The organism is Cryptosporangium aurantiacum (assembly GCF_900143005.1).
In the GTDB taxonomy this organism is placed as follows: domain Bacteria; phylum Actinomycetota; class Actinomycetes; order Mycobacteriales; family Cryptosporangiaceae; genus Cryptosporangium; species Cryptosporangium aurantiacum.
In genome coordinates, this window is record NZ_FRCS01000011.1 from 176,099 (window position 1) to 200,224 (window position 24,126).

Genomic DNA, 24,126 nt, shown 5'->3' on the forward strand with positions numbered 1-24,126 from the left:
TCGCCCGGGGGATCACCCGTTTCGGGTGAGTTCTTGTACCCTCACGCGGACGTTTCGGAGCGACTCTCGCGCACGTGTGAGTGAAACGCCCCGAGCCGGTAGAGCCGCTCGAGCCGCCGCACGGTGAACGGGTGAGACCGAGGGAGCTGGGCCAGCTCCACCCAGAAGCCCCGCAGCGTCCTCCCCTGCCGGACGAGTTCCTCCACGTCGACGACGTTCTCGGTGTGCCGGCCCGCGGCGAGCAGCACCAGGCCGGTCGCCCCCTGCGGTGACAGGTACGCGCCGTGCCGGTCGCACGAGTACTCGCGCAGCCGGGACAGCGTCGGGCCGAGGATCGGGATCCGCTCCGAGTACGCGACCGCGAGCTGGTACCACAGCGCCACGTGCTGCAGCCGGATGTGTCCGAGCTCGTGCCCCAGGACGAACCGCAGCCCGTCCCGGTTACCGTCCCGGAGGTTCGCGAACAGCTCGTTGGACAGGACGACGTAGTCGTGCCCGGTCGCCTGTGCCGCGAACGCGTTCAGCGCCCCGTTCCCGTTGGCGACGTAGAGCTGCGGACGACGTCGCAGACCCAGGCGCTGGGCGAACTCGTCCGCGGTCCGGTGAAGGTCCGGGTACTGACGCGGGGACAGTTCCACCGCGTTCGCGCGCGTCGCGGCGCGCTGGGTCTCGCGGATCACGACCAACGCCGGGACCAGCAGCAGGAGTCCGATCAGCGCGGACCGCACCGCCACCGCCCAGTTCGAGTCGGCCAGCCGTTCGGGCAGGAACGGGAGGGTGGTGGCCGCGGCCACGATCAGGACGACGATCAGCGCGTTGAGCACCACCATGAACACGAAGAACGGCAGCTCGGCCGGGTGCCGCAACCGGCTGGGCCGGCCAGTGGACGTCGACACGGCGTACTCCTGTCGTCGGGCCGCGAATCTCCGGACGATCGTCCGCGCAACCAGCAGTGCGACACCTCACCCCACCGGGGTGATCGGGGGCGGAACGGGCGGGCCTCACCCGCCCGAGATGAGGTGTGGGCCGCGCGCGGCCCGGCATCCTGCCGGGCATGGCGCGAATCCCAGGACTGCTCGCCGCTGCGGCGGCACTCACCGTCCTCTTTGTCGGCGGTTGCGCCGGCGACACCGGCGACGGAGCTGACGCGAAGCCCGCGGTGTGCGAGAGCTTCGCCGCGGCCCAGCTGACGGCCGATCACATCCGGGACGCGAACGTGTCCGAGAACGGCCTGAGTCAGGTGCGGCCCCTGCTGACCCAGCTGCGTGAGCAGCTGACCCAGCTGGTCGCCGACGCCAAGGCCCAGTACGCCACCCAGGCGGACGCGATCCGGACCGCCGTGGACGGGCTCACGACGAGCGTGGAGACCGCGCTGGCCGCTCCGAGCGCGACCAACCTGACCGCGGTCCGGGACTCCGTCGGGCAGCTCCGGGAGAGCGTCGACGGCCTCCGCGACGCGATCTCGGGCACCTGCTGACATTCATTCCGGGGTCCAGCGTGGGCTGACTGCGCGCCACTCCCGGTGCCAGGCCCAGGCCCGCTGGCGGTCGAGCGCCAGCTGGGTGAGCCTGCCCAGCACGAACAGCACCACGGCCAGGCACAACAGCACGGTCACCGCGATCAGCGACGCGCTCAGCAACGGGCTGCGGTAGGCGGGCGGGGTCCGGAGCGCACCGGCCCGGTCGACCCAGATCGTCACCCGGCTACCGACGCCGTCCTCCTCGCCCGCCTTCACGACGCCCGCCCGCTGCGTGCCGTCCGGGGCGGTCCAGGTGGCCCGTGCGACGCGTGCGGTCGAGCCGGTCGGCTCGGTGTCCGGCGTCCGGGGGCGCTCGGCCAGGATGGCCTGGATCCGGAACACGTGCCGGCGCTCCCACTCCTGTGCCCGCTGGTCGGTGCGGTAGGTCGAATGCGCCGCCCACCCGGCGAGCACCGGCCCGATGCCGACGAACACCCAGATCAGCAACAGCAGCACGGCGCGCTCGACCCGGTCGGAGGTCCGGCGCAGCGGGTTGGGCTGCCGTCCCAGCCGGCCGGAGAACAGCCCCTTCACGGCTGACCCGCGGGCGTGCGGCACCCGACGAGTTCGAGCCAGCCGCAGAGCAGCCGGTGGACGGCGTCGGCGCCGACCAGCTCGTCCGGCACCGGCCAGTCGCGTGGATGGATCAGCACCGGCCGGCTCTGCCAGCCGCCGAGGCCGCCGTGGCAGCCGATCAGCTCCTCGAACGCCGCGACCTCCTGGGTCTCCGGGTTCCAGCTGCTGTTCACGAGCAGATCGCCGACGTCCGCGAGCGTGTCGTGCCTGCGCAGGTCGTCCGCGGCGCGGGCACCGAAGCCGGCCAGCGGGTCGACGCCGTCCACGTGGTCGTCGGCCAGCCGTCTGCTGCCCGCGCGGCCCCGCACGACCGGTCCGCACTCGCCGGAGCGCACCATCACCCACCCCACCCCCGGGTGCTCGATCAGGCCGGGCAGCAGCCGCGGGTACCGGGCGTCGATCTCCTCCGCGGTCAGCCGCCCGGGTAACCGCGCCAGGTACACCAGCGCGAGGTTGCCGGAGGCTGCGACGACCACCTCCGGGCGGCCGGAGGTGGTCGGTGTGTCCTGCTCCGCCTGCCCGCGGAACACCTCCGCGCGGAGCAGGTCGGTGCGGCCCTGCTGCTCGTCGTCCCCGGCGGACAGCACGGTCTCCCCGGCCGTCAGGCTCCGCACCAGCTCCTCCAGCCCCACGCCGTACCGCTGGGCGAACGTCGCGCCCTGGCTCTGGCCGTGATCGGACAGCACGACGAAGTAGTACGGACGCGGCGCTGCCGCCGCGACCTGCTCGAGCGTCGCGAGGACGCCGTCCAGCCCCTCGAGCGACGCCATCGCCTCCGGCCGGGCCGGACCGGCGTGGTGGGCGATCTCGTCGTAGTCGACGAAGTCGCAGAAGACCGACGGCGCGCCGCGCATCATCTGCTCGGCGACGACCGTGAGGTTCAGCTGGCGCAGCAGCACGTTCGTCGCGCCGCGGAGCAGGACGTAGGACCAGCTGCGGCCCAGCCGCGGCCGCACGTCGCGCAGCCGCCGCCGGCGGGCCTGGTAGAGCTCCTTGACGATCTCGCCGACCGTGAGCACGACCGAGCGGGTCAACCCGAACGGGTCGAGCAGGTAGGCGCTGACGTACCGGGCAGGGCCGCCCGCCCGGCGTCGGGCCGACACCGTGCTCATCGTCAGCAGCGAGGTGGCCGCATCGCCCGAGAACACGTTGCTCACGCTGACGCCGCCGTCGGCGAGCAGCCCGCGTCCGGTGGAGAAGCGGGCCTCGATCAGCGCGCTGTCCTTGGGCCGGTTGGTCACCAGTAGCCGTCCGGTGCTCTTCTCGTACCAGCGGAACGCGGGGACATGCCCGGCGGCGCCGTGCAGGAGGCCGGCCTGGCTGGCGGGTGTGGTCGCCGGGAGCTCGGCGTGCCACTCGGTCAGCGTGTGGCTGCCGTCGGCCAGCCAGCGGCCGAGCGTCGGCAGGTTCCCGGCGTCGATCGCCCACCGGGCCAGCGGCGCGGACAGCCCGTCGATCTGGATCAGAACCACGCCGGGCACGTCGGTGCGCGGCACCGCGCGGCGGAACCGCCGGTTGACCCGGAGCAGGTGCTGGGTCACCGCACCGGGCTGTCCGGCGGTCACCACCCACAGACCGACGCTCATCAGCACCGCACCGAGCCAGGCCGCCCAGAACGCGGTCCAGAAGCCGTCCACCCGGAGGCCGGGGGTCAGCGCCAGCACGGCGTACACCAGGACGGCCTGGGCGACCAGCCACCCGGCGACCACACCGATCCAGCCGATCGCGGACAGCAGCCGGACCAGCGCGGGCCGCAGCGCCGCCCCGGCCAGACCGAGCAGGACCGCGGCGAGGAGGACGGCAGCGGGGCGATCCGCGGTGATCCCCGGCAGCACCGCCACGGTGATCCCGAGGACGGCGGTGACGAGACCGACGGTGACCAGGGGAGACATGCCGCCAGTCTGTCTACGGGCGCAGCCGCGGACGCCATCCGCGCGGGGTGACGCGGCGCTCACCCGGTCCGGATGGGGCGCTGTGCCGACCCCCGCCCCGACGATGACCGGGTGACCAGGCCGTCCGGACCGGAGCCACCGCACTCCGGCAGCGAAGGGCTGAGCCTCGCGGGTGTGCTCGCCGCGCTCCCGCGCCGGCTGCAGCCGCGCGCTGCGCTGCTGCTCGGCAACCGCATCGGCCGCCTGCTGCTGGACACCGCGACCGCGCTGGTGCGGGCGCAGGTCTTCGACCGGGCGATGACGATCGCCGCGCAGGCGTTCACGTCGATCTTCCCGCTGCTGATCATGGCGGCGACGCTCGCGGGCGCACAGAAGCGCGCCCAGTTCGGCGAGGCGCTGGGGCTGCCGGAGACCAGCGTCCGGCTGCTGCGAGAGGCCTTGCGTGGCAGCGGGAGCAGCACGTTCGGCGTGGTGGGGAGCCTGATCGTCCTGCTGTCGGCGACCGGTCTGACCCGGGCGCTGGTGCGGGCCTACCGTGCGGTGTGGTCGGTGCGGACGGGCATCACCGGCCCGGCGGCGACCGGCCGGCAGCTCGGCACCGTCGTGGTGCTGGTCTTCTTCGTGGTCGGTGCCCGGTTCGTGGACCGGCTCACCACGCTGCTGCCCGCGCCGCACGCCGCCGGGGCGGTCGCGACCGCGCTGGTGGACGGCGCGTTTGCGATCCTGCTGCCGCGCCTGCTGCTCGGCTCGGCGGCGCCGCGGACCCGCGTGCTGGTCAGCGGCTGCGTATTCGGGCTGATGATGATCGGCGTGCGGGCGGCCGGCGCGGTCTGGTTGCCGCGGGCGCTGGAGCACAGCGCCGAGCGCTACGGGGTGATCGGCATCGCGTTCGCCTACATCAGCTGGCTCTACGTGCTCTCGTTCTGCCTGCTGCTCTCCGCCGTGCTGGGGGCCGTCCTCACCGACGCGGATTTCGTCCCCCGCGGATGGCGTCCGCGCATCCCGGTTCGCGCACGATCGGCGGGGCCCCGACATCGCTCTGCGGAGGAGAGAAGCATGACCGATACCGAGTACCGAGCCGCCGGCTACGACCGGCCGCCCGGAGCACCCGCACCGTCCGGGTGGGTCGGCGTAGTGTCGTTCGCCGGGATCATGCTGCTGCTCATCGGCGGCTTCCAGCTCTTCGAAGGCATCGTCGCGCTGGTCAAGGACGACTACTACCTGGTCACCGACAGCGGCCTGATGCTCCCGGTCGACCTCACGGTCTGGGGCTGGATCCACATCCTGGTCGGAGCGATCGCGATCGCGGTCGGCATCGGCGTCCTTTACGGAAAGACCTGGGCGCGGATCCTCGGCGTCGGGCTGGCCGTGATCAACGCCATCACGCACCTGCTGTTCGCCCCCGCCCAGCCGATCTGGGCGATCATCGCCGTCGTCCTCGACGTGCTGATCATCTACGCGCTCGTCGTCCACGGCCGTGAGGTCCGGTACTGACCGGCGGGCCGAACCGGGTGCGGGGCCCGCGCTACCGCGTGGGGTGATCGTCCTGCTCGGAGCGGCCTGCGCGGTCGTCGTCGTCGCGGGCCTGCGTGGCCTCGCGTCGATCGCCGGGCCGGTGTTCCTCGCGCTGATGCTCGCGGTGACCGCGAGCCCGCTCACCGGCTGGCTCCGTCGCCGCGGCGTTCCGGTCTGGCTGGCGCTGGCGACCACGGTCGCGGTCGTCTACGCGGTGCTGACCGCGCTCGGCGGCGCGCTGGTCGTCTCGGTGGCGCGGCTGATCGACCTGATGCCGGAGTACCAGGCCCAGTTCGCCGACCTGCGCGCCGACCTGCTGCGGCAGCTCGAAGGTCTGGGGATCAGCGACGAGCAGCTCCGGACCGCGTTGGAGAGCGTGGACGCGGGCTCCGCCGTCCGGCTGATCGAGGGTCTCGTCGGCAGCATCGCGGGTGTGCTGTCGAACGCGGTATTCCTGCTCGCGGTGCTGTTCTTCATGTGTCTGGAGACCGCGACGTTCCCGGCCCGGCTCGGTTCGGTGGCCACGGACCGGCCGGAGGTCGTCGGCGCGCTGCGGAACTTCGCCCAGGGCACCCGCCGCTACCTGCTGGTCTCGACGATCTTCGGGCTGATCGTGGCGGTGCTCGACACCTCGCTGCTCTGGGCGCTGGGCGTGCCGCTCCCGGTGCTCTGGGGGCTGCTGTCGTTCATCACGAACTACATCCCGAACATCGGGTTCGTGATCGGGCTGATCCCGCCGGCGCTGCTGGGGCTGCTCCAGGGCGGCGTCGACCTCATGCTGACCGTGATCGTGCTGTACTGCGTGGTCAACTTCGTCATCCAGTCGGTCATCCAGCCGAAGATCGTCGGCGACGCGGTCGGCCTGTCCGCGACCGTCTCGTTCCTCTCGCTGGTGTTCTGGGCCTGGGTGCTGGGCGGGTTGGGCGCGTTGCTCGCGATCCCGCTGACGCTGCTGGCCAAGGGGTTGCTGGTGGACCTCGATCCGAACTCCCGCTGGATCGGCACGCTGCTGTCCGGCGGGTCGTCGCGACTCTCCCGAGACGAGGACTCCAGCGAACCCGATGAACCAGACGAACCGGGCGAACCCGAGTCCGATCTCGTTCCCCCCGGGGGAGGCGAAACGCAGCAGGCGCCCGCAGGCTGACGGACGACCGCAACATCGTCTCGACGCGCTGGGAGTTCCGGCCATGACCACGTTCACCGTGTGGAAGTTCGACGACCCCAAGGGTGCCGAGCAGATCGAGCGGGTCGTCCAGGGCGCTGCCCTGGACGGGCTGGTGACGGTGGTCGACCACGCGGTGGTCAGCTGGCCGTACGGCGCCGCGCGGCCGGAGACCCACCACAAGCACGACAGCTCCCGGCACGCCGCGGGCTGGGGTGCGTTATGGGGCCTGCTGATCGGCACGCTGTTCCTGGTGCCGCTGGTCGGCGGCGCGGTGGGCGCCGCGATCGGCGCGATCAGCAAGGCGACCGAGGGCACCGGCATCACCCGGGACGACCTGGAACGGATCCGGACGCAGATCACCGAGGGAAGCTCGGCGTTGTTCCTGGTCACCGACGAAGCCAACCTCGACAGGCTCGGCGAACGCTTCCACGGCATGCACAGCACGCTGGTGGCCACGAACCTCACCGAGGGCGAGCGCGAGATCCTGCTGGAGACGTTCGGCGACCACCGGCCGTGACCGAGAGTGCCTCACCCATAACGGGTGAGGAACATTTTTCCACGGAGGGCCAGACTGGGTGCCATGGTTTTGGGCCCGCTGGAACTCATGGTGTTGACCTTCCCGGCGGACCGGCTCGACGAGGGCGTCCGGGCGGCGCTGGACCCTCTCGCGGGGGGTAGCGGGATGCGGATTGCCGACGCGGTCGCGGTCTGCGAGGACCCGGTCAGCGGCACGCGCTCCGTCGAGTTGCGCGACCTGCCGGGCCTCGCAGGCGACCTGACCGGCCTGGCCACCGGCCTGATCGCCGAGGCCGATCTGCGCCAGGTATCGACGCTGGTCGACGCGCGCACCGTGGCGCTGGTGGTGCTGCTCGAACACGGCTGGATCCACGAACTGTCCGATTCGGTCGCCGCGGCCCACGGCCGGATCCACGGCTTGACCCACATCTCCGGCCTCCCCGGTCGCGTCCGCCAACTCGCGGCCGCGCACTAGGTCTCCCCCGCCTCCCGGTGGGAGGGGTGGTACACAATGCCCGTACCACCCCGTTGTAGGAGGCTCCGTGCGCCGGTTGCGCCGTCTGCTGCCCAGCCTCGTGCCGATCCTGGTGATCGCCGGTCTTCTCGGGCTGTTCTACCTGTTCGCACCGCACTACTCGACCGTGCTCTGGTGGGAGTTCCGCGAGGCGCTGTTCTGGATCGTGCCGATCGCCGGGCTGCTCCTGCTCTGGGTGATCCTCGCGGGGGCCACCGCCGCGGTGAGCGACCGGCGCTCGTACGGATCCGGGTTCTCCGAGGTCGCGGTCGGCGGTCTCTCGGTGCTCGTCGGTGGCGCCGCGCTGGTCGCGGTGATCTGGTGGCTGGTCTCGACGCACGGCTACGAGAAGGCGCGCGCCTACTTCACCGCGTCGGCGAAAGTCACCACCGACGCGACGCCCGCCTTCGGCCAGCGCGCACCGTTCCCGGTCGCCGAGGCCCAAGCCCGGCCCAACCTCGGTGACGTCTCCGGGGACGTCGTCGACACCACGTACCTCCCGCAGCGCGGATCGTTCGCCAGCCTGGTGAAGCGGCGCGGCTGGGCGTCCTCGGGGTACGAGGTGACGCTCGACCAGGAGGTTCCGCTCGCCGGCGGCCGGGGCGACGGTACGACCTGCACGTTCGACCGCCAGAACGCGGCCCGCCGCGACGGCGGGTGGTGGCATCACAACCTGGCCAGGGCGCTTCACAACGAGCGGCGGCACGTCCGGTACGACTCCGGTGACCTGTACTCGTACTGCGACGGTGACCGGCCGGTCGTCGTCATCCCGCTGAAGAAGCAGATCGGCTGGATGGTGGTCAGCGAGCGGCCGGCCGGGATCGCGCTCTACGACGGACGCACCGGCGAGATCGAATTCCGCGACACGGCCGACGGACTGCCCGGCCCGGCGTACCCGCTCTCGCTCGCCGCGAAGCAGCGCGACGCACTGCAGGCGTCCGGCGGCTATTGGGACTACCGCGGTGGCCGCTCGGGCTGGGTGGCCAGCGAGGACGACACGAACAGCGGCAACAACACCGAGTTCGTGCTGCCGACGACCGCCGCGGGCAACCGTCCGAGCTACGTCACGATGCTCACCGGACGGGGTGACGCCACCGCGATCTCGGCGCTGGCGGTCGTCGACGGACGCGTGCGCAGCGGCGAACTCGCGACGATCGTCGTCCACCGCACCAAACCCGGCTGGGTCTCGCCGGACGCGGTCTCGTCCCGGATCAAGGCCGACTACCAGGACCTGCCGAACTGGCAGAACCAGAAGATCATGGAGATCGCACCGATCAGCAGCTCCCGCTGGGTCGCGACGATCGGCAACGGCCAGAACGTCCTCTACCGGGTCCAGGGCAGCGGTGACCTGCGCGGGGAGAACCCGACCTGCCTGGTCCGCGCGGACGGCTCGACGATCCGCTGCGGCACGCTCGCCGACCAGGACGGACGCGGCGTGGGTACCGAGTACGGCTCCGGCTCTCCGCCGGGCACACCGTCAGACCTCTCCAAGCTCACCGATCAGGAACTGGCCGACCTTCAACGCAAAGTGGCCGACGAGGTGGCGAAACGGCTGGAGAAGGGCACCGACTAGGGGCTCGACGGCTGGAACGGGTGGATGTGGTTCTCGCCACCGCGGACCAGCGCCCACGAGGCTTCCGGCACCTCGGTCCACGCGCCGGGCAGGTCCCGCAGCGGCTCGGAGACGACGAACCGCGTGTCGGGCCCCAGCTGGTCGAGAACCTCCAGGTCCGGGTAGAGCCGGCGGACCTGCTCGGCGTCGTTCGAGTAGTACAGCGAGCTCGTGGCTTTCTCGCTGGAGTAGCGGAAGACCCACATCGTCTCGCCGTCGGTCGTGGCGACGGTCATGTGGACCGGATACTCGACACCGTGGCGCCGGCCGACGTCTTCGACGAGGCCGACCGCCCGGGCGACCGCGGTGGGCGGATCCTCGGTCAGCCCGAACGTGAGGGCCAGGTAGAACAGCGTCTCGGTGTCGGTCGACCCGATGATCTCCGGGTACAGCGCGGGGTCGACCGCCATCCGGAGGTCACGTTTGACGACCTCGAAGTTCGCGAGCGATCCGTTGTGCATCCACAGCCACCGTCCGTGCCGGAACGGGTGGCAGTTGCTGCGTTCGATCGGTGTTCCGGTCGACGCGCGGACGTGCGCGAACAGCAGTGGCGTCCGGATGTTCGACGCGATCTCCCGGAGGTTCTCGTCGTTCCACGCCGGATGAGCGCTCTTGTACAACGCGGGCGTCTCGTCCGCCCCGGTGCCGTACCAGCCGATCCCGAACCCGTCCCCGTTGGTCACGTGTCCGAGGTTGGCGCGCAAGCTCTGGACGATGATCGAGTGCTCCGGGCGGAACAACAGGTCGTTCGCGATTACCGGGCTACCCGTGTAGGCCATCCACCTGCACATCGCCACCACGTCCTCTCGTCGCCGCCCAACCAACCACGCACCGCTCGCGCGGTCGTCATCCTTCGCGGATGAAAACTCAGTGCTGCCCGTACCGGACGCGCAGGTCGGCGAGCACCTCCCGGTCGATCACCGCGTCGTCGTGGATGCGGTTGTCGTAGTTCTCGCTGCCGAGGAACAGCTGGAACCGTCGCTGCGCCGCCGGGTCCCAGACGTCGTCGACGGTGCCGTCGTAGTACCCGCGGGACGCCATCAGCGTCTTCAGCTCCCGCGCCAGGACAGCGTCGATCGGGATCAGATCCGCCGGGTCGCTCGGGAAGTACGCGAGCCGGTGCAGCGCGTAGCACCTGGCCAGCTCCGCGATCGGCTCCGGGTGGTCGTAGACGGAGATCACCACGTGCCGGTCGTCCAAGGCTCCGTAACCGCCGTCGCGCCGGACGACGAGGAGCGCGGCGGACTGCTGCCCCCGGACGTCGCCGCCCGCCCGCTGCCCGGCGGCGAGCCCGGCCATCAGGCGTTCGGCCAGCGACCCGCCGGTCTGTTCGAACGTCCGGATCATCTCCTCCGGCACGACGCCGCCCGCGAGCCCGTTCCCGAGCGCCACGCAGTCCCGGCCGGTGCGGCTCCCGGCCCACCCGTCCCACTCGTGCAGCGCGTCGCCGGTGTACGCGGCGGGGTCGCCGGCCGGAGCGAGGAGGGCGAACTGGCGCGTGGCCCGGGCGGGGTCGTCGTTGAGAAGGACGTCGATCGCTTGGGAAGGCGTCGCGCCGCACCGCAGCAGCCGCAGCCCGACGAATCCGTGGCGGGGGTTCGCGAACCCCTGCGTCGCGACGACGCCGATGTCCGCCTCGCCGTACGGCACCAGGCTCCCGACGCCGGGGAACTTGGACTGCACGGCGACGCCCAGGTCGCCGGTGGCGGCGTCGCGGCCGAGAATCGAGTACGTCATCGTGACGCTCAGCGTCGTCCGCGGGGCGCGTCGGCGGGCTCACCCGCAGCGGGTGATCCGGCTCCGGCCCGTTGCCGCGAGAGTCGGTCGCCGCGGACGAACCGCCGCGGACGAAGCGGAGACGGGATGCCGGAGACCACCTCGGAGAGCATCGCAGTCCTCGTCGCGGCGGCGGTCGTGTTCGGTTGGGGCGCGGTCTCGGCGCGCCTGGAACGGGCGGACCTGACCGCGCCGATCGTGTTCACGGTGGCGGGCACCGGTCTCGCGGTGTTCGGCGTCGTCAACTCCGACGCGGCGCCCGAGACGCTGAAGGTCCTGGTCGAACTCACGCTGGTCTGGGTGCTGTTCGCCGACGCCGCCCGGGTCCGCGTCCACGACCTGCGCGGGGATCTCGGGGTGGTGGTGCGGCTGCTGGCCGTCGGTCTGCCGCTGACGGTGCTGGCCGGCTGGGGGCTGGCGGCGTGGCTGCTGCCGGGGCTGGGCCTCTGGCTGGCGCTGCTGGTCGGTGCCGCGCTGGCCCCCACCGACGCGGCGCTGGGCGTCCCGGTCGTCACCAATCCCGCGGTGCCGTCCCGGATCCGGCGGCTGATCACGGTCGAGAGCGGGTTGAACGACGGGATCGTGACGCCGATCGTGCTGGTCGCGATCGCCGGCGCCGCGGCGTCACACGGGGAGGGCGCGGGAAGCGCGGTGGTGGACCTCGCGCTGGGCGCCGCGGTCGGGATAGCCGTCGGGTTCCTCGGCGGCCGGGTGCTGCGCTGGGCCCGCGCGCGAGGCTGGGCCGCCGAGGACTTCGCGGGTATCGGGGTGCTGGCGCTGGCGGTGCTCGCGTACGCGGTCGCGCTGGCCGTCGGGGGCAATGGGTTCGTCGCGGCGTTCTGCGGCGGGGCCGCGTTCGGCGCCGCGGCCGGTCCGCGCGGCCCGGCGGAGGTGCGTTTCGTGGAACAGGTCAGCGGCGCGGTGTCGCTGCTGGTCTGGCTGGCGTTCGGGGCGATCGCGGTCCCGATCATGGTCGACCGGCTGGACTGGTCGCGGCTGCTGTACGCCGTGCTGAGCCTCACGGTCGTCCGGATGGTTCCGGTCGTGCTCGCCCTGCTCGGCGCCGGGCTGGACCGGGCCACCGTGCTGTTCGTCGGCTGGTTCGGCCCGCGCGGGCTGGCGTCGCTGGTCTTCGCGCTGCTCGCCCTGGAGGAGCTGGGCGCCGCCGCGGACGGCGCGGTGGCGGTGATCGCGGCGACCGTGCTGCTGAGCGTCCTCGCGCACGGCCTCAGCGCGGCTCCGCTGGCGACCCGCTACGGCCGCTCCACGTCCCGGACGCAGACCCCGGCGTAGGGCCGGGACGCCGGGGGCCGTCGTGGTGATCGCCTGCGTGCGCGGGCGATCACCACGACGGGCCCGCGGTCAGTCGGTCGTCTCGTCGAGCGTCGCCGCGCCGGTCATGATCGCGACGGCCTCGGGCATCGTGTGCGAGGACGGCGTGATCACCCCCGCGCAGCGGCCCAGGCGCTGGATGTGGATGCGATCGGCCACCTCGAACACGTGCGGCATGTTGTGGCTGATCAGGATCGTCGGGAGTCCGCGCGAGCGGAGCTCCTCGATCATCCGCAGCACCTGGTTGGACTCCTTGACCCCCAGCGCCGCGGTCGGCTCGTCCAGCACGATCACCTTGCTGCCGAACGCCGCGGCCCGCGCCACCGAGACCGCCTGCCGCTGCCCGCCGGAGAGCGTCTCGACGGCCTGCGCGGTGTTCTGCAGCGTGCCGATGCCGAGGTCGCTGAGCGCCGTCGCGGCGGACTCGCGCATGCCCTTCTTGTCGAGCATGCGGAACACGCTGCCGAGAACGCCGGGTCGGCGGCGCTCGCGTCCCAGGAACAGGTTGCTGGCGATGTCGAGCGCCGGGGCGACCGCGAGCGTCTGGTACACGGTCTCGATGCCGGCCGCGCGGGCGTCCTGCGGGCGCCGGAAGTGCACCGGCTGCCCGTCCACGCGCAGCTCGCCGGCGTCCGGGACGAGCGCCCCGGTCAGGCACTTGATGAGCGTGGACTTCCCGGCGCCGTTGTCGCCGATGATCGCCAGCACCTCGCCCGGGTACAGGTCGAGGTCGACACCGTCGAGACCGACGACCCGCCCGAACGTCTTCACCAGCCCTCGCGCCGAGAGCACGGCCTCGCGCTGGTCGGTGGCGGCGGTCATGCCTTCACCTTCCGGATCCACTGGTCCACGCCGACCGCGACGATCACCAGCAGGCCGACCGCGAGCACGCGGTACTGGTCGTCGACGCCGGCCAGCGACAGTCCACTGCGGAACGCGCCGACGATCAGCGCGCCGAGCAGCGTCCCGAGCAGGGCGCCGCGTCCGCCGAAGAGGCTGGTGCCGCCGATGACCACGGCCGTGATGCTCTCCAGGTTGGCGTCGGTGATCGCGTTCGGGCTGGCCGCGCCCGCGCGGCCGATCAGGATCCAGGCGGTGAGGCCGTAGATCGCCCCGGCGACGATGTAGACGCTGAGCAACACCCGGTCGACCCGGATACCGGCCAGGCGGGCGGCTTCCTTGTCGTCGCCGACCGCGTAGACGTGGCGCCCCCAGGCGGTGTTCGCCAGCGCGAAGCCGACGCCGAGGTAGAGCAGCACGACGAGGACGACGCCCCAGGTGATCCGCCACCGGCCGACGCCGAACGACTCACCGGTCCAGTTCAGCAGCGCCGGGAGCTCGTCGGACTGGACGCTCTGCCCGCTGGTGTAGAGCAGCCCGATGGCCGTGAAGACGCTCAGCGTCCCCAGCGTGACGATGAACGGCGGGAGCGCGATCCGGGTCACCAGCGCGCCGTTGACCAGCCCGGCCACGATGCCGAGCGCGATCGCGACCAGCACCGCGAGGAAGCCGGGGATCCCGCTGCCCTCGGCGAGCTTCGCGCCGACCATCATCGCCAGGATCGTGACCGCACCGACCGACAGGTCGATGCCCGCGGTGAGGATGATCAGCGTCTGGCCCACCGCCAGCGCGCCGATCACCGCGACCTGCTGGAGGAGCAGCGAGAGCGAGGCGGGCTGCGCGAACCGCGGGTTGAGCGCCGAGAACACTGCGAACGCGATGATCAGGACGAGAAACGGGCTGATCGCCGGGTGGGCGTGCAGCAGGTGCTGAACGCGTTGGAGCGGCGACTGGCGGCGCCGGGCGAACTGCTCGGCAGCCGTGCCCGGCGCCTGGAGCGTCGAACTCACGACTTACCCCAGCAGTTCGCCGCGCCCTCGGTGGTGTCGATGCTCTCGACGCCGTCCGCCGGCTTGTCGGTGACCAGCGCGACGCCGGTGTCGAAGAAGTCCTTGCCGTCGGTGACCGCGGGCTTGTCGCCGCCGGTCGCGATCTCCTTGATCGCCTTGACGCCGAGCTCGGCCATCTTCACCGGGTACTGCTGCGAGGTCGCGCTGATGATGCCGTCCTTGACCTGCTGGACGCCGTCGCAACCACCGTCGATCGAGACGACCAGCACGTCCTTGACGCCGGCCGCCTGCAGGGCCTTCTGTGCGCCGACGGCCGCCGGCTCGTTGATCGTGTAGACGACGTTGATCTTGGGGTTCTTGGCCAGGCACCGCTCCATCGCGGTGCGGCCACCGTCCTCGGCGCCCTGCGTCGGCTCGTTGCAGGCGATCTGGTACGTGCCGCCGGAGTAGCGACCGGACTTCGCCTCGTCGCCGTTCTTCTTCGCGTCGCCGGTCGGGATGCCCATACCGGTCAGGAAGCCCTGGTCACGGTTGTAGTCGACCGAGACGATCTTGTCGTTGAACAGGTCGAGCATCGCGATCGTGGCCGGCTTGCCGCCGAGCTGGGTGCCGGTCCACTTCCCGATCAGCTCACCGGCTCGGAAGTTGTCGGTGGCGAACGTGATGTCGACCGTGTTCGCCGGGTCCGGCGGGGTGTCCAGCGCGATGACGTAGAGTCCGGCGTCCCGCGCCTTCTTGATCGCGGTGTTGACGCCGGGGCCGTTGGGCGTGATCAGGATGCCGTTGTCGCCGCGCGCGATCGCGTCCTCGATCGCCTGCACCTGGGTCTGCTCGTCGCCGTCTTCCTTGCCCGCGGCCAGCGTTAATTCGACGCCGTCGGCCTTCGCCGCCTTCTTCGCGCCCTCCTGCATCGTGACGAAGAACGGGTTCGTCGAGTTCTTCGTGATCAGCGAGACGGCCACCGTATCGCCGTCGCCGCCGCTGTCCCCTCCGCAGCCGGCCGCGGCCAGGGCGAGGGCCACCGCGGTGACAACACCGAGAGCCCGTCGGGTGGTGCGCTGCTTCATTGCCTGCTCCTTCGCATACGACAGCCGCGTCGCCGAGGCCAACGTCTGACAACGTTGTCGGGGAGTCTTGACTGTCTGAATCGGTGGAGTCAAGGAGCAGTTTCAAATCCGTTACCAGTAGCTCGACAGCGGTTGACAACGATGTCGAAAGGAGGCAATGCTCTGCCGGTCGGGGCCTCTTCCACCGGGATGGGATCCTGGATCGACCACTGCACACGTCGGGAGGCCGGCATGGAGCCTCGCCCAGTTCCACCCGGCGGCCGGGCGACGCTACGGGACGTGGCGCGGCTGGCCGACGTCAGCCCGAAGACCGTCTCCCGGGTGGTCAACGGCGAGCCGGGCGTCACCGAGGCCAAGATCGCGGCGGTCACCGCCGCGATCGACAAACTCGGCTACCGCCCGAACTTCACGGCGAGCAGCCTCCGGCGGGCCAACGGCCGCACCGCGACGATCGGCGTGGTGCTGGAAGACGTCGCGAACCCGTTCTCCGCCGCGCTGTACCGGGCCATGGAGGACGTCGCCCGCGAACACGGCGTCTCGATCCTGGCCGGCAGCGTCGACGAGGACCCGGCGCGCGAACGCGCGCTGATCAGCGCGTTCGCCGGGCGCCAGGTGGACGGGTTGATCGTCGCCCCGGCGAGCACCAACCAGGGCTACCTCAACGCCGAAATCCTCGCCGGGACGCCGGTGGTCTTCGTCGACCGCGCTCCGGCCGGGGTGCAGGTGGACGCCGTCCTGATCGACAACCGTTCCGGCGCCAGGGAGGCCGTGCGCCATCTGATCGCCCACGGCCACCGCACGATCGGTTACGTCGGTGACCTGCGCACGATCGCCACCGCGCGGGACCGGCTCCAGGGCTACCGGGACGCCCTCGCGGACGAAGCGATCCGCCCCCGCCCGGAGCACATCGTCGAGGACAGACACACCGAGAGCGCGGCCGAGCAGGCCGTCCACGCGCTACTTGATCTGCCCGAGCCGCCGACCGCGCTGTTCACCGCGCAGAACCTCGTGACGATCGGCGCGATCCGCGCGCTGCGGGCCCGCGGCCGTCAGCACTCGATCGCACTCGTCGGGTTCGACGACTTCCCGCTCGCCGACCTGCTGGACCCCCCGGTGACCGTCGTGGCCCAGGATCCGTCCGCGATGGGGAGGCTCGCCGCGTCGCTGATCTTCCGGCGGCTCGACGGCGGATCGTGGGAGCCGACGATCCACCCGATTCCCACCCGGCTGATCCCCCGCGGCTCGGGCGAGATCCGCCCCTAGGCGGCCGCGGTGGCGGGGGCGCGCCAGTCCGGGATCGGTTTGTTCGGCAGCTCCCGGAGGACGACCAGGGCGATCTCGGACGCGAAGAGTTCCAGCGCGGTGCGGTAGTCCGCCGGCGAAAGCGCCTCCGCGTCGACGTGGAGGTGCACGACGTCGTGGGCGAAGTACTCGTACTGCGTGCAGAGCGCGTCGACGATCTGCTGGGGGCTGCCGACGAGTGCGGCGGTCTTCGTGACGTAGTCCTCGACCGTGGTGATGCCGAGCCGGTCCAGGACGCCGTGCTCGTACCGCCGGTTGTAGGCCAGGCGCCGCTCGAACGCAGCGGCGAACCTCGCCTTCGCGTCCTGGCTGGTCGCGGCCGCGAAGAACCCGCCGGAGCCGACGCCGACCAGCGCTCGCGACGTGTTCGCGCCGTGCCAGATGCGCAGGTCCGGACGCCCCGGCCGGGGCAGCGCGGTGACCCGGTCGAGCGGGTCCCGGAACCGGCCGGTCCAGCTCACGTCGGTGTCGCGCCACAGCGCCCGGAACGCCCCGTAGTTCTCGCGAAGCCGCTCCCACTGGTCGTCCGGCGTCACGCCGAAGATGCGGTGGGTCTCGGCGTACCGGCCCTTGCCGATGACGTGCGCGCGGCGCTGTTGGCCAGGATCACGGCCGGCCCGTCGCCGGCGACGCGACCCCGGACGGTGGCGCCACCGGGCTGACGAGGCGAGTGGACCCGCTTCGGCTAGCTGGGGCTCCCCCAGAGGGGTCCGCTTTCGCGGGAGCGGCCCGCGGCCCGCGGCCCGGCCTCAGCCCTGCATACCCCCAGCGGCCGGAGGGTGGGTGCGCAACCACGCACGGGGCGGCGGGACGACACGGCGGAGGGTGCGCGCGCCGGTCGCGGAAGCCGACCGGCGCCCGCCCGGCAGGCGTCGATATGAGCCTTAGACGCCGAGGAAGTTGGGGGTGCGCTTCTCGAAGAACGCCCGCGGTCCCTCGACCGCGTCTTTCGAGGTCATGACCTCGCGGCCGTACCGTTCCTCGATCGTGAACGCGTCGTGTTCGGGCAGGCACTCGGTCTCGCGGAGCGTGGCCACCAGCGCTTTGACCGCGAGCGGGCCGTTGGCGGCGATCCGGTCGGCGATCTCGCGGGCCTTGGTCAGGGCCTGACCGTCGGGCACGACGTGGTTGATCAGCCCGAGTTCGTACGCCCGGCGGGCGGGGATGTCCTCGCCGGTCAGGAGCATCTCGGCGGCGACGGCGTAGCCCATCTGGCGGCGGAGGCGGACTGCGGATCCGGCCATCGGGAACAGTCCGCGCTGGACCTCGGTGACGCCGAACACCGCGCTCTCGCCCGCGACCCGGATGTCGGTGCCCTGCAGGATCTCGGTGCCACCGGCGCGGGCGACGCCCTCCGCGGCGAGAATGATCGGCTTTGTCGGGCGGTACGTCTTGAGGTAGGCGGCCAGCGAGATGCCCGGTTCGTCCTGGAGGCGGCTGATCCACTCGTTGTCGCGCACGCCGGAGCGGAGGCGGCCGATCTCGGCGAGGTCCATGCCCGCGCAGAACGTGGGGCCGCGCCCGGTCAGGATCGCCACCCGCAGGGAGTCGTCGGCGTCGAGCAGTTTCCACGCGTCGAGCAGCCGGCACAGCACCTCGGCGTTGGTCGCGTTGCGCTTCTCCGGCCGGTTGATCGTGACGGTCAGTACGGGACCGTCGGCGTCGACGAGGACCAGCGGGTCTGTCATGAGGAGCCTTTCTGGCTGGCGAGGTGACCGCGGATCGCGGCACCCATCGCGGGCGACTGCAGGATCTCGGCGAAGGCAGCTCCTTCGCGCCGGCGGGCGTCCGCGACCGCGTCCCGACGCGACGCGGTGATCAGCGCCTTTGTCGCACGCACGGACGCGTCGGGGTGGGCGGCGATCTTCTGCGCGAGCGCGATCGTCTCCGGGAGCAGGTCGTCGGGGGCGCAGACGCGCAGTGCCAACCCCGACTCCACCGCGGACGAAGCGGAGATCCACTCCGAGGTCAGCAACGCTTCGGTGGCGCGCTGGAAGCCCATGCGTTGCGGGAGCAGGTAGCTGCTGGCCGCCTCCGGGACGACGCCCATCGCGGTGAACGGCGCCCGGAGCCGCGCGTTCTCGGAGACCAGCACGAGGTCGCAGTGAGCGAGCAGGGTCAGTCCGAGCCCGACGCCCGCGCCGTTGACCGCCGCGAGCAGCGGCTTGCCGAACGCGACGACGGCGTCCAGGAACGTGTCGAACGGTGGGCCGCTGCTGCCTTCGGCGGTGTCGGCCATCTCGGCGAGGTCGGTGCCCGCGGTGAAGCTCCGGCCGGCGCCGGTCAGGACCAGGGCGGCAACTTCCGGGTCCCCGTCGGCCGCGAGAAGGGCCTCGGTGGCGGCGCGGTAGAGCGCGACGTCGAACGCGTTCGCCCTGGTCGGCCGGTGGAACTCCAGCACGCGGACACGACCGTGGTCCTCGGTCCGTACGCGTCCTTCCGCTGTGGACATCCGGCCTCCCCGTTGACGAGAACACTGTAATAACACGAGAATTACAGCGTAATCTAGCCTCGAAAGCGCCCCGCCGTCTCAAGGAGGGCCCGATTTGACAACGTTCGTCGAGTCGACCGTGCGGTTCCCGTACAAGCGATCGTTAGGGCCGGTCATCGGTCAATTCATGACCGCGCTGACCGAGCAGCGCATCCTCGGGATCCGCGCAGGTGAGCGTGTGATCGTCCCGCCGCTCGAGTGGGATCCCGACACCGCAGAGCAGCTCGTACCGGAGTTCGTCGAGGTCGGTCCCGCAGGAACGGTGCGGTCCTGGACCTGGGTGGCGCAGCCGTCGCCGCAGCATCCGCTGGACCGGCCGTTCGCGTTCGCGCTGATCGAGCTGGACGGCGCGTCGACCGGGTTCCTGCACGCCGTCGACGCCGGGGACATCGGCGTGATGGAGACCGGCCTGCGGGTGGCGCCGCGGTGGCGGGCGAACCGGGTCGGGCACATCACCGACATCGAGGCGTTCGTGCCCGGTGAGGAGCCGGTGGTGCCCGCCGATGACGCGGGGCCGGCCACGGAGCCGGTGACGATGATGAACTACGACGCGTCGATCACCTACACGACGCCGGTGCCGGAGACGCAGCAGCTCGTCCTGCGCGCGGCTGCGGAGGGGCGGCTGACCGGGCTGAAGTGCCCGAAGTGCGGCCGGGTGTACTCCGGTGCCTACACCGGGCTACAGAACGCCTGCCCGGTGTGCGCGCTGCCGCTCGGCGTCGCGGACGCCATCGACCTGCCGGAGACCGGCACGATCACCAACTACACGATCATCACGCCGGTCCAGTACCCCGGCCAGACCGAGACCGAGCCGTTCGCCCGCGTCCACGTGCTGCTCGACGGCGTCGACAGCGTGATCGCTTACCAGCCGGTCGTCGATCTGCCGAACGCCGGTGTGCACCCCGGCGTGCGGGTGCAGGCCGTCTGGTCCACGGACGCGGACGGCAAGCAGGAACTCGCCGGCTGGCGCCCGACCGGCGAACCCGACCTCGACGACCCGACGATCGTGAATCGGATCTTCTGATGGAACCTGTAGCCATTGTCGGCTGGAGCCTCACACCGATGGTCCGCCGCACCGGCAAGACCGAGGCCCACCTGCTCTTCGACGTCGTCGCCGGAGCGACCGAGGACGCCGGGATCACCCGCGCCGACGTCGACTTCTCCTGCGCCGGTTCCTGCGATTACGTCGCCGGGCAGGCGTTCTCGTTCGTGCAGAACATCGACGCGGTGGGCGCGTGGCCGCCCAAGCGCGACTCGCACGTCGAGATGGACGGCGCCTGGGCGCTCTACGAGGCCTGGGTGCGCCTCCAGCTCGGCGACATCGACGTCGCGATCGCGATGGGGTCCGGCCGGTCGTCGACCGCGGACCCGGCGACGATCTACCCGATGGAGATGGATCCGTACTACCTGGCGCCGATCGGCGCGGACGCGGCCACGATGGCCGCGCTCCAGGCGCGGGTCCTGCTCGACGCCGGGCTGGTCACCGAGCGGCAGATGGCCGGTGTCGCGGCGCGGGCCAGGGCCGATGCGCGCGGCAACCCGTATGCGCAGGTCTCCGGCGAGTACGACGTCGACGCGCTGCTCAAAGAGGACTACGTCCGGGCACCGCTGCGGCGGCACGACCTGTCGCCGATCACCGACGGAGCCGCCGCCGTGGTCATCGCCCGCGGCGACAAGGCTCGCGAGCTGACCGACAACCCGGTCTGGATCACCGGCTTCGCGCACTCCGCGGAGCCGCACCAGCCGGGCCTCCGGGATCTGCGCACGTCGGCGTCGACCACCCGCGCGGCGAAGGCCGCTGGTGCCGACGAGGGGCCGATCGAGGTCGCCGAGATCCAGACCGCGTTCACGCACGAGGAACCGCTGCTGGCCGCCGCGCTAGGCCTCGGGCCGGACGTCCGGATCAACCCGTCCGGCGGCCCGCTCGCGGCCAACCCGGTGATGGCCACCGGGCTCGTCCGGGTCATCGAGGCGGCGCGGCAGATCCGGGACCACGGGCAGCGCCGCACGCTGGCGCACTCGACGTCCGGTCCGTGCCTGCAGCAGAACCTCGTCTGCGTGTTGGAGGGAGCACAGTGAGCGGCCAGCCCTGCGCGATCGTCGGAATCGGCCAGACCCACCACAAGACCCGGCGCTGGGACGTCTCGCTCGGCGGCCTGGTCCGCGAGGCGGCCACCCGCGCGCTGGAGGACGCCCAGCTGACCTGGGCCGACATCGACGCGGTCGTGCTCGGCAAGGCGCCCGACCTGTTCGAGGGCGTCATGAAGCCCGAGCTCTACCTGACCGATGCGCTCGGCGCCGCCGGCAAGCCGATGTTCCGCGTGCACACCGCGGGCTCGGTCGGCGGCACCACCGGCATCGTGGCGTCGCACCTGGTCGAGGCCGGCGTCCACCGGAACGTGCTGGCGGTCGCCTATCAGAAGCAGTCCGAGGGCAACGCGCAGTTCGCGCTCGGCTCCGGCCGCGGTGCGTCGCTGGGCGCCGGTGGGGCGTTCGCGCCGTACATGCGGTCGTACATCCAGCAGACCGGTGCGCCCGGGGACATCGGTCCGATGGTCGCGGTGAAGGACCGTCAGAACGCGCTGAAAAATCCGTACGCCCACCTCAAGCTGGCGGACATCAGCGTGGAGAAGGTCAAGGACTCCCCGATGATGTGGGAGCCGGTCCGCTACCTCGAGTCGTGCCCCTCGTCCGACGGTGCGTGCGCGGTCGTGTTCACCGATCTCGACGGGGGCAACGCCGCAGCGGCGGCCGGGCGTCCCCCGGCCTGGGTGCTGGCGTCGGCGGTGCGGTCGGAGCCGGCGTCGTTCCCTGGACGGGACCCGGTCTGGTCGCAGGGCGCGTCCGACTGCGCGGGTGAGATCTACCGGACCGCGGGCATCACCCGGCCCCGCGAGCAGATCGACTGCGCGGAGCTGTACGTGCCGTTCAGCTGGTACGAGCCGATGTGGCTGGAGGCGCACCACCTCGCCGAGCGGGGTGAAGGCTGGAAGATGATCGAGCGCGGCGAGACCGACCTCGACGGCGCGTTCCCGGTGAACATGTCCGGTGGGGTGCTGTCCAGCAATCCGATCGGCGCGTCGGGGCTGCTGCGGTTCGCCGAGGCCGCGCTGCAGGTTCGGGGTCAGGCCGGCGAACACCAGGTCGATGGTGCGAAGGTCGCGCTGGCGCAGGCTTACGGAGCGTCCGCGCAGTACTTCAGCATGTGGCTGGTCGGCAGCTCGCTCGACGCGGTCAACTGACCAGGTAGGTTCGGCGTTCATGGCGGGTGGGGCGGGGTTCGATCTCAGTGCGGACGAGATCGTTCGGGCGGCGGTCGAGATCCTGCACGAGCAGGGTCTCGACGCCGTGAGCATGCGGACGGTCGCCGCTCGGCTGGGCGTCTCCCCGGTGCCGCTCTACAGCCGGGTCGGCAACAAGGAGGCGCTGCTCGACGCCGTGGCCGACGCTCTGCTGGTGGACGTCGCTCCGCCACACGCGCCCGGCGAGAGCTGGCAGGAGTACACGATCCGCTGGGCCTCGATGCTCCGGGACCGGTTGACCCAGGTTCCGGACATCCGGCGCCTGGTGACGATGCGCCGGTCTCCGTTCGTGCCCGCGGCGACGCGGCTCGTCGCGATCCTGCGGGAGGACGGCGGGTTCAGCGGCAAGGAGGCCGTCGAGGCGGTGCAGCTCCTGTCGTGGGCGACGATCGGGTACGCGGTGCTGGAGCGGCCTGCTGGGTCGCCACCGTCGCCGCAGCGGCTCGGGCGGGGGCGGCCGGATCCGTCGACGGTGACCAGGGAGCAGGCTGATCACCTGTTCGACCTGCACGTGAAGTACTTGGTCCAGGGCCTCGAACGGGATCATCCCCGGCGCTGAAACACGGCGGCCGTTCCCCGCCAGCGCGGGCGGGCGTCGCTCGGCAGGCTTTCGGCGTGGACGAAACCCAGGCTTTCCTGACCGCGCTGGCCACCCGCGGCCCCGACGATCCGACCGCCTGCGCGGGCTGGCGGGTCCGTGACCTCGTCGCGCACCTGACCGCCGGTGCGCAGGAGGAAGCTGACCTCATTGAGGCCGCGCTCCGCGACGAGCCGCCCCGCCCGACCCGCTCGTTCGCCGCGCGCGAGGCGTCGTACCAGGATGTTCCGTACCCGGAGCTGCTCGCCGCACTCGCCTCGCACGGTGCCAGGCTGACCCGGACCGTCGACGCTCTGGCCGCGACCGGTGGGACCCTGGCTTTCACCGGCGCGGAGCTGTCCGCGGCGTCGTTCCGCATGCACAGCAGGTCGGAACTCGCCGTGCACCGGTTCGACCTGGTCGGCGACGATGAAACCGGGCGCCGGCTACTCGCCCAGCCGGAGCTGACCGCCCACGCGGTCCGGGTCCTGACCGACATGCCGTCGCTGGCCGAGTCCGTCGCCAGCCGTGCGACCCGTCCGGAGTGGTTCGCGTTCCGGCTGGTTACGCCCGGTACACCCGACGTGCGGATCGAGTGCGGCCCGGCGCCTTCCGTGCGTGCGGTCACTGCAAACGCCATTTCGGACGTAATGGGGCCGGGCAGCGCGGCGGAGCCGGGCAGCGCGGCGGAGCCGGTCGTGGTGGCGACGGCGTCCGACCGTTTGCTCCTGCTCTGGGGTCGCCGCCCGGCAGCCGGCCTCGATCTCACCGGGGTGCCTCCGGAGCACCGCGACACGATCCGAACTGTCCTCCTCGGCGCACCCTGACCCGTCCCGCAGTTGCACCGCCCGGCTCGGTCGAGCGATGTGGCGAGGGGCTCGTGAGAGCGAGCCCGTCGTCGCATCGTTCCCCCGGTATCTCAGGTGACGGGACGGTGTTCACATCGCGGGACGCGTGGCGCTCCAGAGTCTGATTCCCGCTTAGTCGCGGCCAATTTCCGCTACTTCACGCGGGCGGTTTGGTGGGTTACAGCCATGACACACGGATTGTCCGATCACCATCGACGCGTGGATGTCCCGCGGCCCGGGTGATCACCCGGGCCGCGGGACATCCATCTGGC

General features: G+C 71.6%; 24 protein-coding genes. 13 read left to right on the top strand and 11 right to left on the bottom strand.

What is annotated here, in order from left to right; translation table 11 throughout:
• Positions 1-41: 41 nt before the first annotated feature.
• Positions 42-896, bottom strand: coding sequence for a M48 family metallopeptidase (locus BUB75_RS30965; protein ID WP_073261833.1), 855 nt, complete (start codon positions 894-896; stop codon positions 42-44).
• Between the two features lie 158 nt (positions 897-1,054).
• Between BUB75_RS30965 and BUB75_RS30970 the strand changes: the two genes are divergently transcribed.
• Positions 1,055-1,477 carry a hypothetical protein gene (locus BUB75_RS30970; RefSeq protein WP_143175513.1) on the top strand — a complete coding sequence of 141 codons (423 nt, stop codon included), beginning with the start codon at positions 1,055-1,057 and terminating at the stop codon, positions 1,475-1,477.
• 3 nt (positions 1,478-1,480) lie between these two features.
• On the opposite strand, the gene BUB75_RS30975 is transcribed toward BUB75_RS30970, so the two are convergent.
• Complete coding sequence (locus BUB75_RS30975; RefSeq protein WP_143175514.1) at positions 1,481-2,053, bottom strand: Rv1733c family protein; 573 nt, start codon at positions 2,051-2,053, stop codon at positions 1,481-1,483.
• Positions 2,050-3,987 carry a phage holin family protein gene (locus BUB75_RS30980; RefSeq protein WP_073261837.1) on the bottom strand — a complete coding sequence of 646 codons (1,938 nt, stop codon included), beginning with the start codon at positions 3,985-3,987 and terminating at the stop codon, positions 2,050-2,052. Before BUB75_RS30980 ends, BUB75_RS30975 begins: the two co-directional genes overlap by 4 nt.
• A gap of 111 nt (positions 3,988-4,098) precedes the next feature.
• On the opposite strand from BUB75_RS30980, the gene BUB75_RS47290 reads away from it, so the two are divergent.
• The 5 genes from BUB75_RS47290 to BUB75_RS31010 all read left to right on the top strand — a co-directional run bounded on the left by BUB75_RS47290 (position 4,099) and on the right by BUB75_RS31010 (position 9,270).
• Positions 4,099-5,481, top strand: coding sequence for a DUF7144 family membrane protein (locus tag BUB75_RS47290; protein ID WP_218617864.1), 1,383 nt, complete (start codon positions 4,099-4,101; stop codon positions 5,479-5,481).
• The gene (locus BUB75_RS30995) at positions 5,465-6,646 is read left to right on the top strand and encodes an AI-2E family transporter (protein WP_073261839.1); all 1,182 of its coding nucleotides are present in this window, start codon (positions 5,465-5,467) and stop codon (positions 6,644-6,646) included. Before BUB75_RS47290 ends, BUB75_RS30995 begins: the two co-directional genes overlap by 17 nt.
• Before the next feature lie 43 nt (positions 6,647-6,689).
• Complete coding sequence (locus BUB75_RS31000) at positions 6,690-7,184, top strand: DUF1269 domain-containing protein (protein ID WP_073261841.1); 495 nt, start codon at positions 6,690-6,692, stop codon at positions 7,182-7,184.
• Between the two features lie 63 nt (positions 7,185-7,247).
• The gene (locus tag BUB75_RS31005) at positions 7,248-7,658 is read left to right on the top strand and encodes a DUF6325 family protein (RefSeq protein WP_073261843.1); all 411 of its coding nucleotides are present in this window, start codon (positions 7,248-7,250) and stop codon (positions 7,656-7,658) included.
• Positions 7,659-7,725: 67 nt separating this feature from the next.
• Positions 7,726-9,270, top strand: a complete 1,545-nt coding sequence (locus BUB75_RS31010) for a hypothetical protein (RefSeq protein ID WP_084741918.1) — start codon at positions 7,726-7,728, stop codon at positions 9,268-9,270.
• Here the strand turns inward: BUB75_RS31010 and BUB75_RS31015 are convergent.
• A complete protein-coding gene (locus tag BUB75_RS31015) occupies positions 9,267-10,088 on the bottom strand; it encodes a class II glutamine amidotransferase (RefSeq protein WP_073261845.1) in 822 nt (273 codons plus the stop codon). The genes BUB75_RS31010 and BUB75_RS31015 overlap by 4 nt on opposite strands.
• 88 nt (positions 10,089-10,176) lie before the next feature.
• Positions 10,177-11,046: a DUF1028 domain-containing protein gene (locus tag BUB75_RS31020; protein WP_073261847.1), complete on the bottom strand. Its 870-nt coding sequence runs from the start codon at positions 11,044-11,046 to the stop codon at positions 10,177-10,179.
• 126 nt (positions 11,047-11,172) lie between these two features.
• Between BUB75_RS31020 and BUB75_RS31025 the strand changes: the two genes are divergently transcribed.
• Positions 11,173-12,378, top strand: coding sequence for a cation:proton antiporter domain-containing protein (locus BUB75_RS31025; RefSeq protein WP_073261849.1), 1,206 nt, complete (start codon positions 11,173-11,175; stop codon positions 12,376-12,378).
• A 69-nt stretch (positions 12,379-12,447) separates the two neighbouring features.
• Here BUB75_RS31025 and BUB75_RS31030 read toward each other — a convergent pair whose 3' ends face one another.
• From BUB75_RS31030 to BUB75_RS31040, 3 genes are read right to left on the bottom strand one after another with little or no spacing between them, the layout of a single operon-like run.
• Positions 12,448-13,239: an ATP-binding cassette domain-containing protein gene (locus BUB75_RS31030; protein WP_073261851.1), complete on the bottom strand. Its 792-nt coding sequence runs from the start codon at positions 13,237-13,239 to the stop codon at positions 12,448-12,450.
• Positions 13,236-14,267, bottom strand: coding sequence for an ABC transporter permease (locus BUB75_RS31035; protein ID WP_073261853.1), 1,032 nt, complete (start codon positions 14,265-14,267; stop codon positions 13,236-13,238). Before BUB75_RS31035 ends, BUB75_RS31030 begins: the two co-directional genes overlap by 4 nt.
• Positions 14,264-15,334: a substrate-binding domain-containing protein gene (locus tag BUB75_RS31040; RefSeq protein WP_073261854.1), complete on the bottom strand. Its 1,071-nt coding sequence runs from the start codon at positions 15,332-15,334 to the stop codon at positions 14,264-14,266. Before BUB75_RS31040 ends, BUB75_RS31035 begins: the two co-directional genes overlap by 4 nt.
• A 231-nt stretch (positions 15,335-15,565) precedes the next feature.
• Between BUB75_RS31040 and BUB75_RS31045 the strand changes: the two genes are divergently transcribed.
• The gene (locus tag BUB75_RS31045; RefSeq protein WP_073262069.1) at positions 15,566-16,597 is read left to right on the top strand and encodes a LacI family DNA-binding transcriptional regulator; all 1,032 of its coding nucleotides are present in this window, start codon (positions 15,566-15,568) and stop codon (positions 16,595-16,597) included.
• Here the strand turns inward: BUB75_RS31045 and BUB75_RS31050 are convergent.
• From BUB75_RS31050 to BUB75_RS31060, 3 genes are all read right to left on the bottom strand, one after another.
• Complete coding sequence (locus BUB75_RS31050) at positions 16,594-17,172, bottom strand: LLM class flavin-dependent oxidoreductase (RefSeq protein WP_073261856.1); 579 nt, start codon at positions 17,170-17,172, stop codon at positions 16,594-16,596. The two genes, BUB75_RS31045 and BUB75_RS31050, sit on opposite strands and share 4 nt — an antisense overlap.
• Before the next feature lie 348 nt (positions 17,173-17,520).
• Positions 17,521-18,324, bottom strand: coding sequence for a crotonase/enoyl-CoA hydratase family protein (locus BUB75_RS31055; protein WP_073261858.1), 804 nt, complete (start codon positions 18,322-18,324; stop codon positions 17,521-17,523).
• Complete coding sequence (locus tag BUB75_RS31060) at positions 18,321-19,088, bottom strand: enoyl-CoA hydratase/isomerase family protein (protein ID WP_073261860.1); 768 nt, start codon at positions 19,086-19,088, stop codon at positions 18,321-18,323. The genes BUB75_RS31055 and BUB75_RS31060 overlap by 4 nt, the downstream gene beginning before the upstream one ends.
• 94 nt (positions 19,089-19,182) lie before the next feature.
• Here BUB75_RS31060 and BUB75_RS31065 point away from each other — a divergent pair, with 94 nt between their 5' ends.
• The 5 genes from BUB75_RS31065 to BUB75_RS31085 are packed head-to-tail and all read left to right on the top strand — an operon-like array spanning position 19,183 to position 23,833.
• On the top strand, positions 19,183-20,151 hold the full coding sequence (locus tag BUB75_RS31065; RefSeq protein WP_073261862.1) for a Zn-ribbon domain-containing OB-fold protein: 969 nt from the start codon (positions 19,183-19,185) through the stop codon (positions 20,149-20,151).
• 38 nt (positions 20,152-20,189) lie between these two features.
• Complete coding sequence (locus BUB75_RS31070) at positions 20,190-21,206, top strand: hypothetical protein (RefSeq protein WP_218617865.1); 1,017 nt, start codon at positions 20,190-20,192, stop codon at positions 21,204-21,206.
• Complete coding sequence (locus tag BUB75_RS31075) at positions 21,203-22,369, top strand: thiolase domain-containing protein (protein ID WP_073261866.1); 1,167 nt, start codon at positions 21,203-21,205, stop codon at positions 22,367-22,369. Before BUB75_RS31070 ends, BUB75_RS31075 begins: the two co-directional genes overlap by 4 nt.
• A 19-nt stretch (positions 22,370-22,388) precedes the next feature.
• Positions 22,389-22,988: a TetR/AcrR family transcriptional regulator gene (locus BUB75_RS31080; protein WP_073261868.1), complete on the top strand. Its 600-nt coding sequence runs from the start codon at positions 22,389-22,391 to the stop codon at positions 22,986-22,988.
• Positions 22,989-23,044: 56 nt separating this feature from the next.
• Positions 23,045-23,833, top strand: a complete 789-nt coding sequence (locus BUB75_RS31085; RefSeq protein WP_073261870.1) for a maleylpyruvate isomerase family mycothiol-dependent enzyme — start codon at positions 23,045-23,047, stop codon at positions 23,831-23,833.
• The last annotated feature ends 293 nt before the right edge of the window (positions 23,834-24,126 follow it).

Coding starts and splice junctions, on each gene's coding strand:
- BUB75_RS31055 (WP_073261858.1), bottom strand. CDS start 18,324: ATGACAGACCCGCTGGTCCTCGTCGACGCCGACGGTCCCGTACTGACC.
- BUB75_RS30970 (WP_143175513.1), top strand. CDS start 1,055: ATGGCGCGAATCCCAGGACTGCTCGCCGCTGCGGCGGCACTCACCGTC.
- BUB75_RS31080 (WP_073261868.1), top strand. CDS start 22,389: ATGGCGGGTGGGGCGGGGTTCGATCTCAGTGCGGACGAGATCGTTCGG.
- BUB75_RS31040 (WP_073261854.1), bottom strand. CDS start 15,334: ATGAAGCAGCGCACCACCCGACGGGCTCTCGGTGTTGTCACCGCGGTG.
- BUB75_RS30980 (WP_073261837.1), bottom strand. CDS start 3,987: ATGTCTCCCCTGGTCACCGTCGGTCTCGTCACCGCCGTCCTCGGGATC.
- BUB75_RS31020 (WP_073261847.1), bottom strand. CDS start 11,046: ATGACGTACTCGATTCTCGGCCGCGACGCCGCCACCGGCGACCTGGGC.
- BUB75_RS31000 (WP_073261841.1), top strand. CDS start 6,690: ATGACCACGTTCACCGTGTGGAAGTTCGACGACCCCAAGGGTGCCGAG.
- BUB75_RS31005 (WP_073261843.1), top strand. CDS start 7,248: ATGGTTTTGGGCCCGCTGGAACTCATGGTGTTGACCTTCCCGGCGGAC.
- BUB75_RS31060 (WP_073261860.1), bottom strand. CDS start 19,088: ATGTCCACAGCGGAAGGACGCGTACGGACCGAGGACCACGGTCGTGTC.
- BUB75_RS31025 (WP_073261849.1), top strand. CDS start 11,173: ATGCCGGAGACCACCTCGGAGAGCATCGCAGTCCTCGTCGCGGCGGCG.
- BUB75_RS31015 (WP_073261845.1), bottom strand. CDS start 10,088: ATGGCCTACACGGGTAGCCCGGTAATCGCGAACGACCTGTTGTTCCGC.
- BUB75_RS31030 (WP_073261851.1), bottom strand. CDS start 13,239: ATGACCGCCGCCACCGACCAGCGCGAGGCCGTGCTCTCGGCGCGAGGG.
- BUB75_RS31070 (WP_218617865.1), top strand. CDS start 20,190: ATGGTCCGCCGCACCGGCAAGACCGAGGCCCACCTGCTCTTCGACGTC.
- BUB75_RS31045 (WP_073262069.1), top strand. CDS start 15,566: ATGGAGCCTCGCCCAGTTCCACCCGGCGGCCGGGCGACGCTACGGGAC.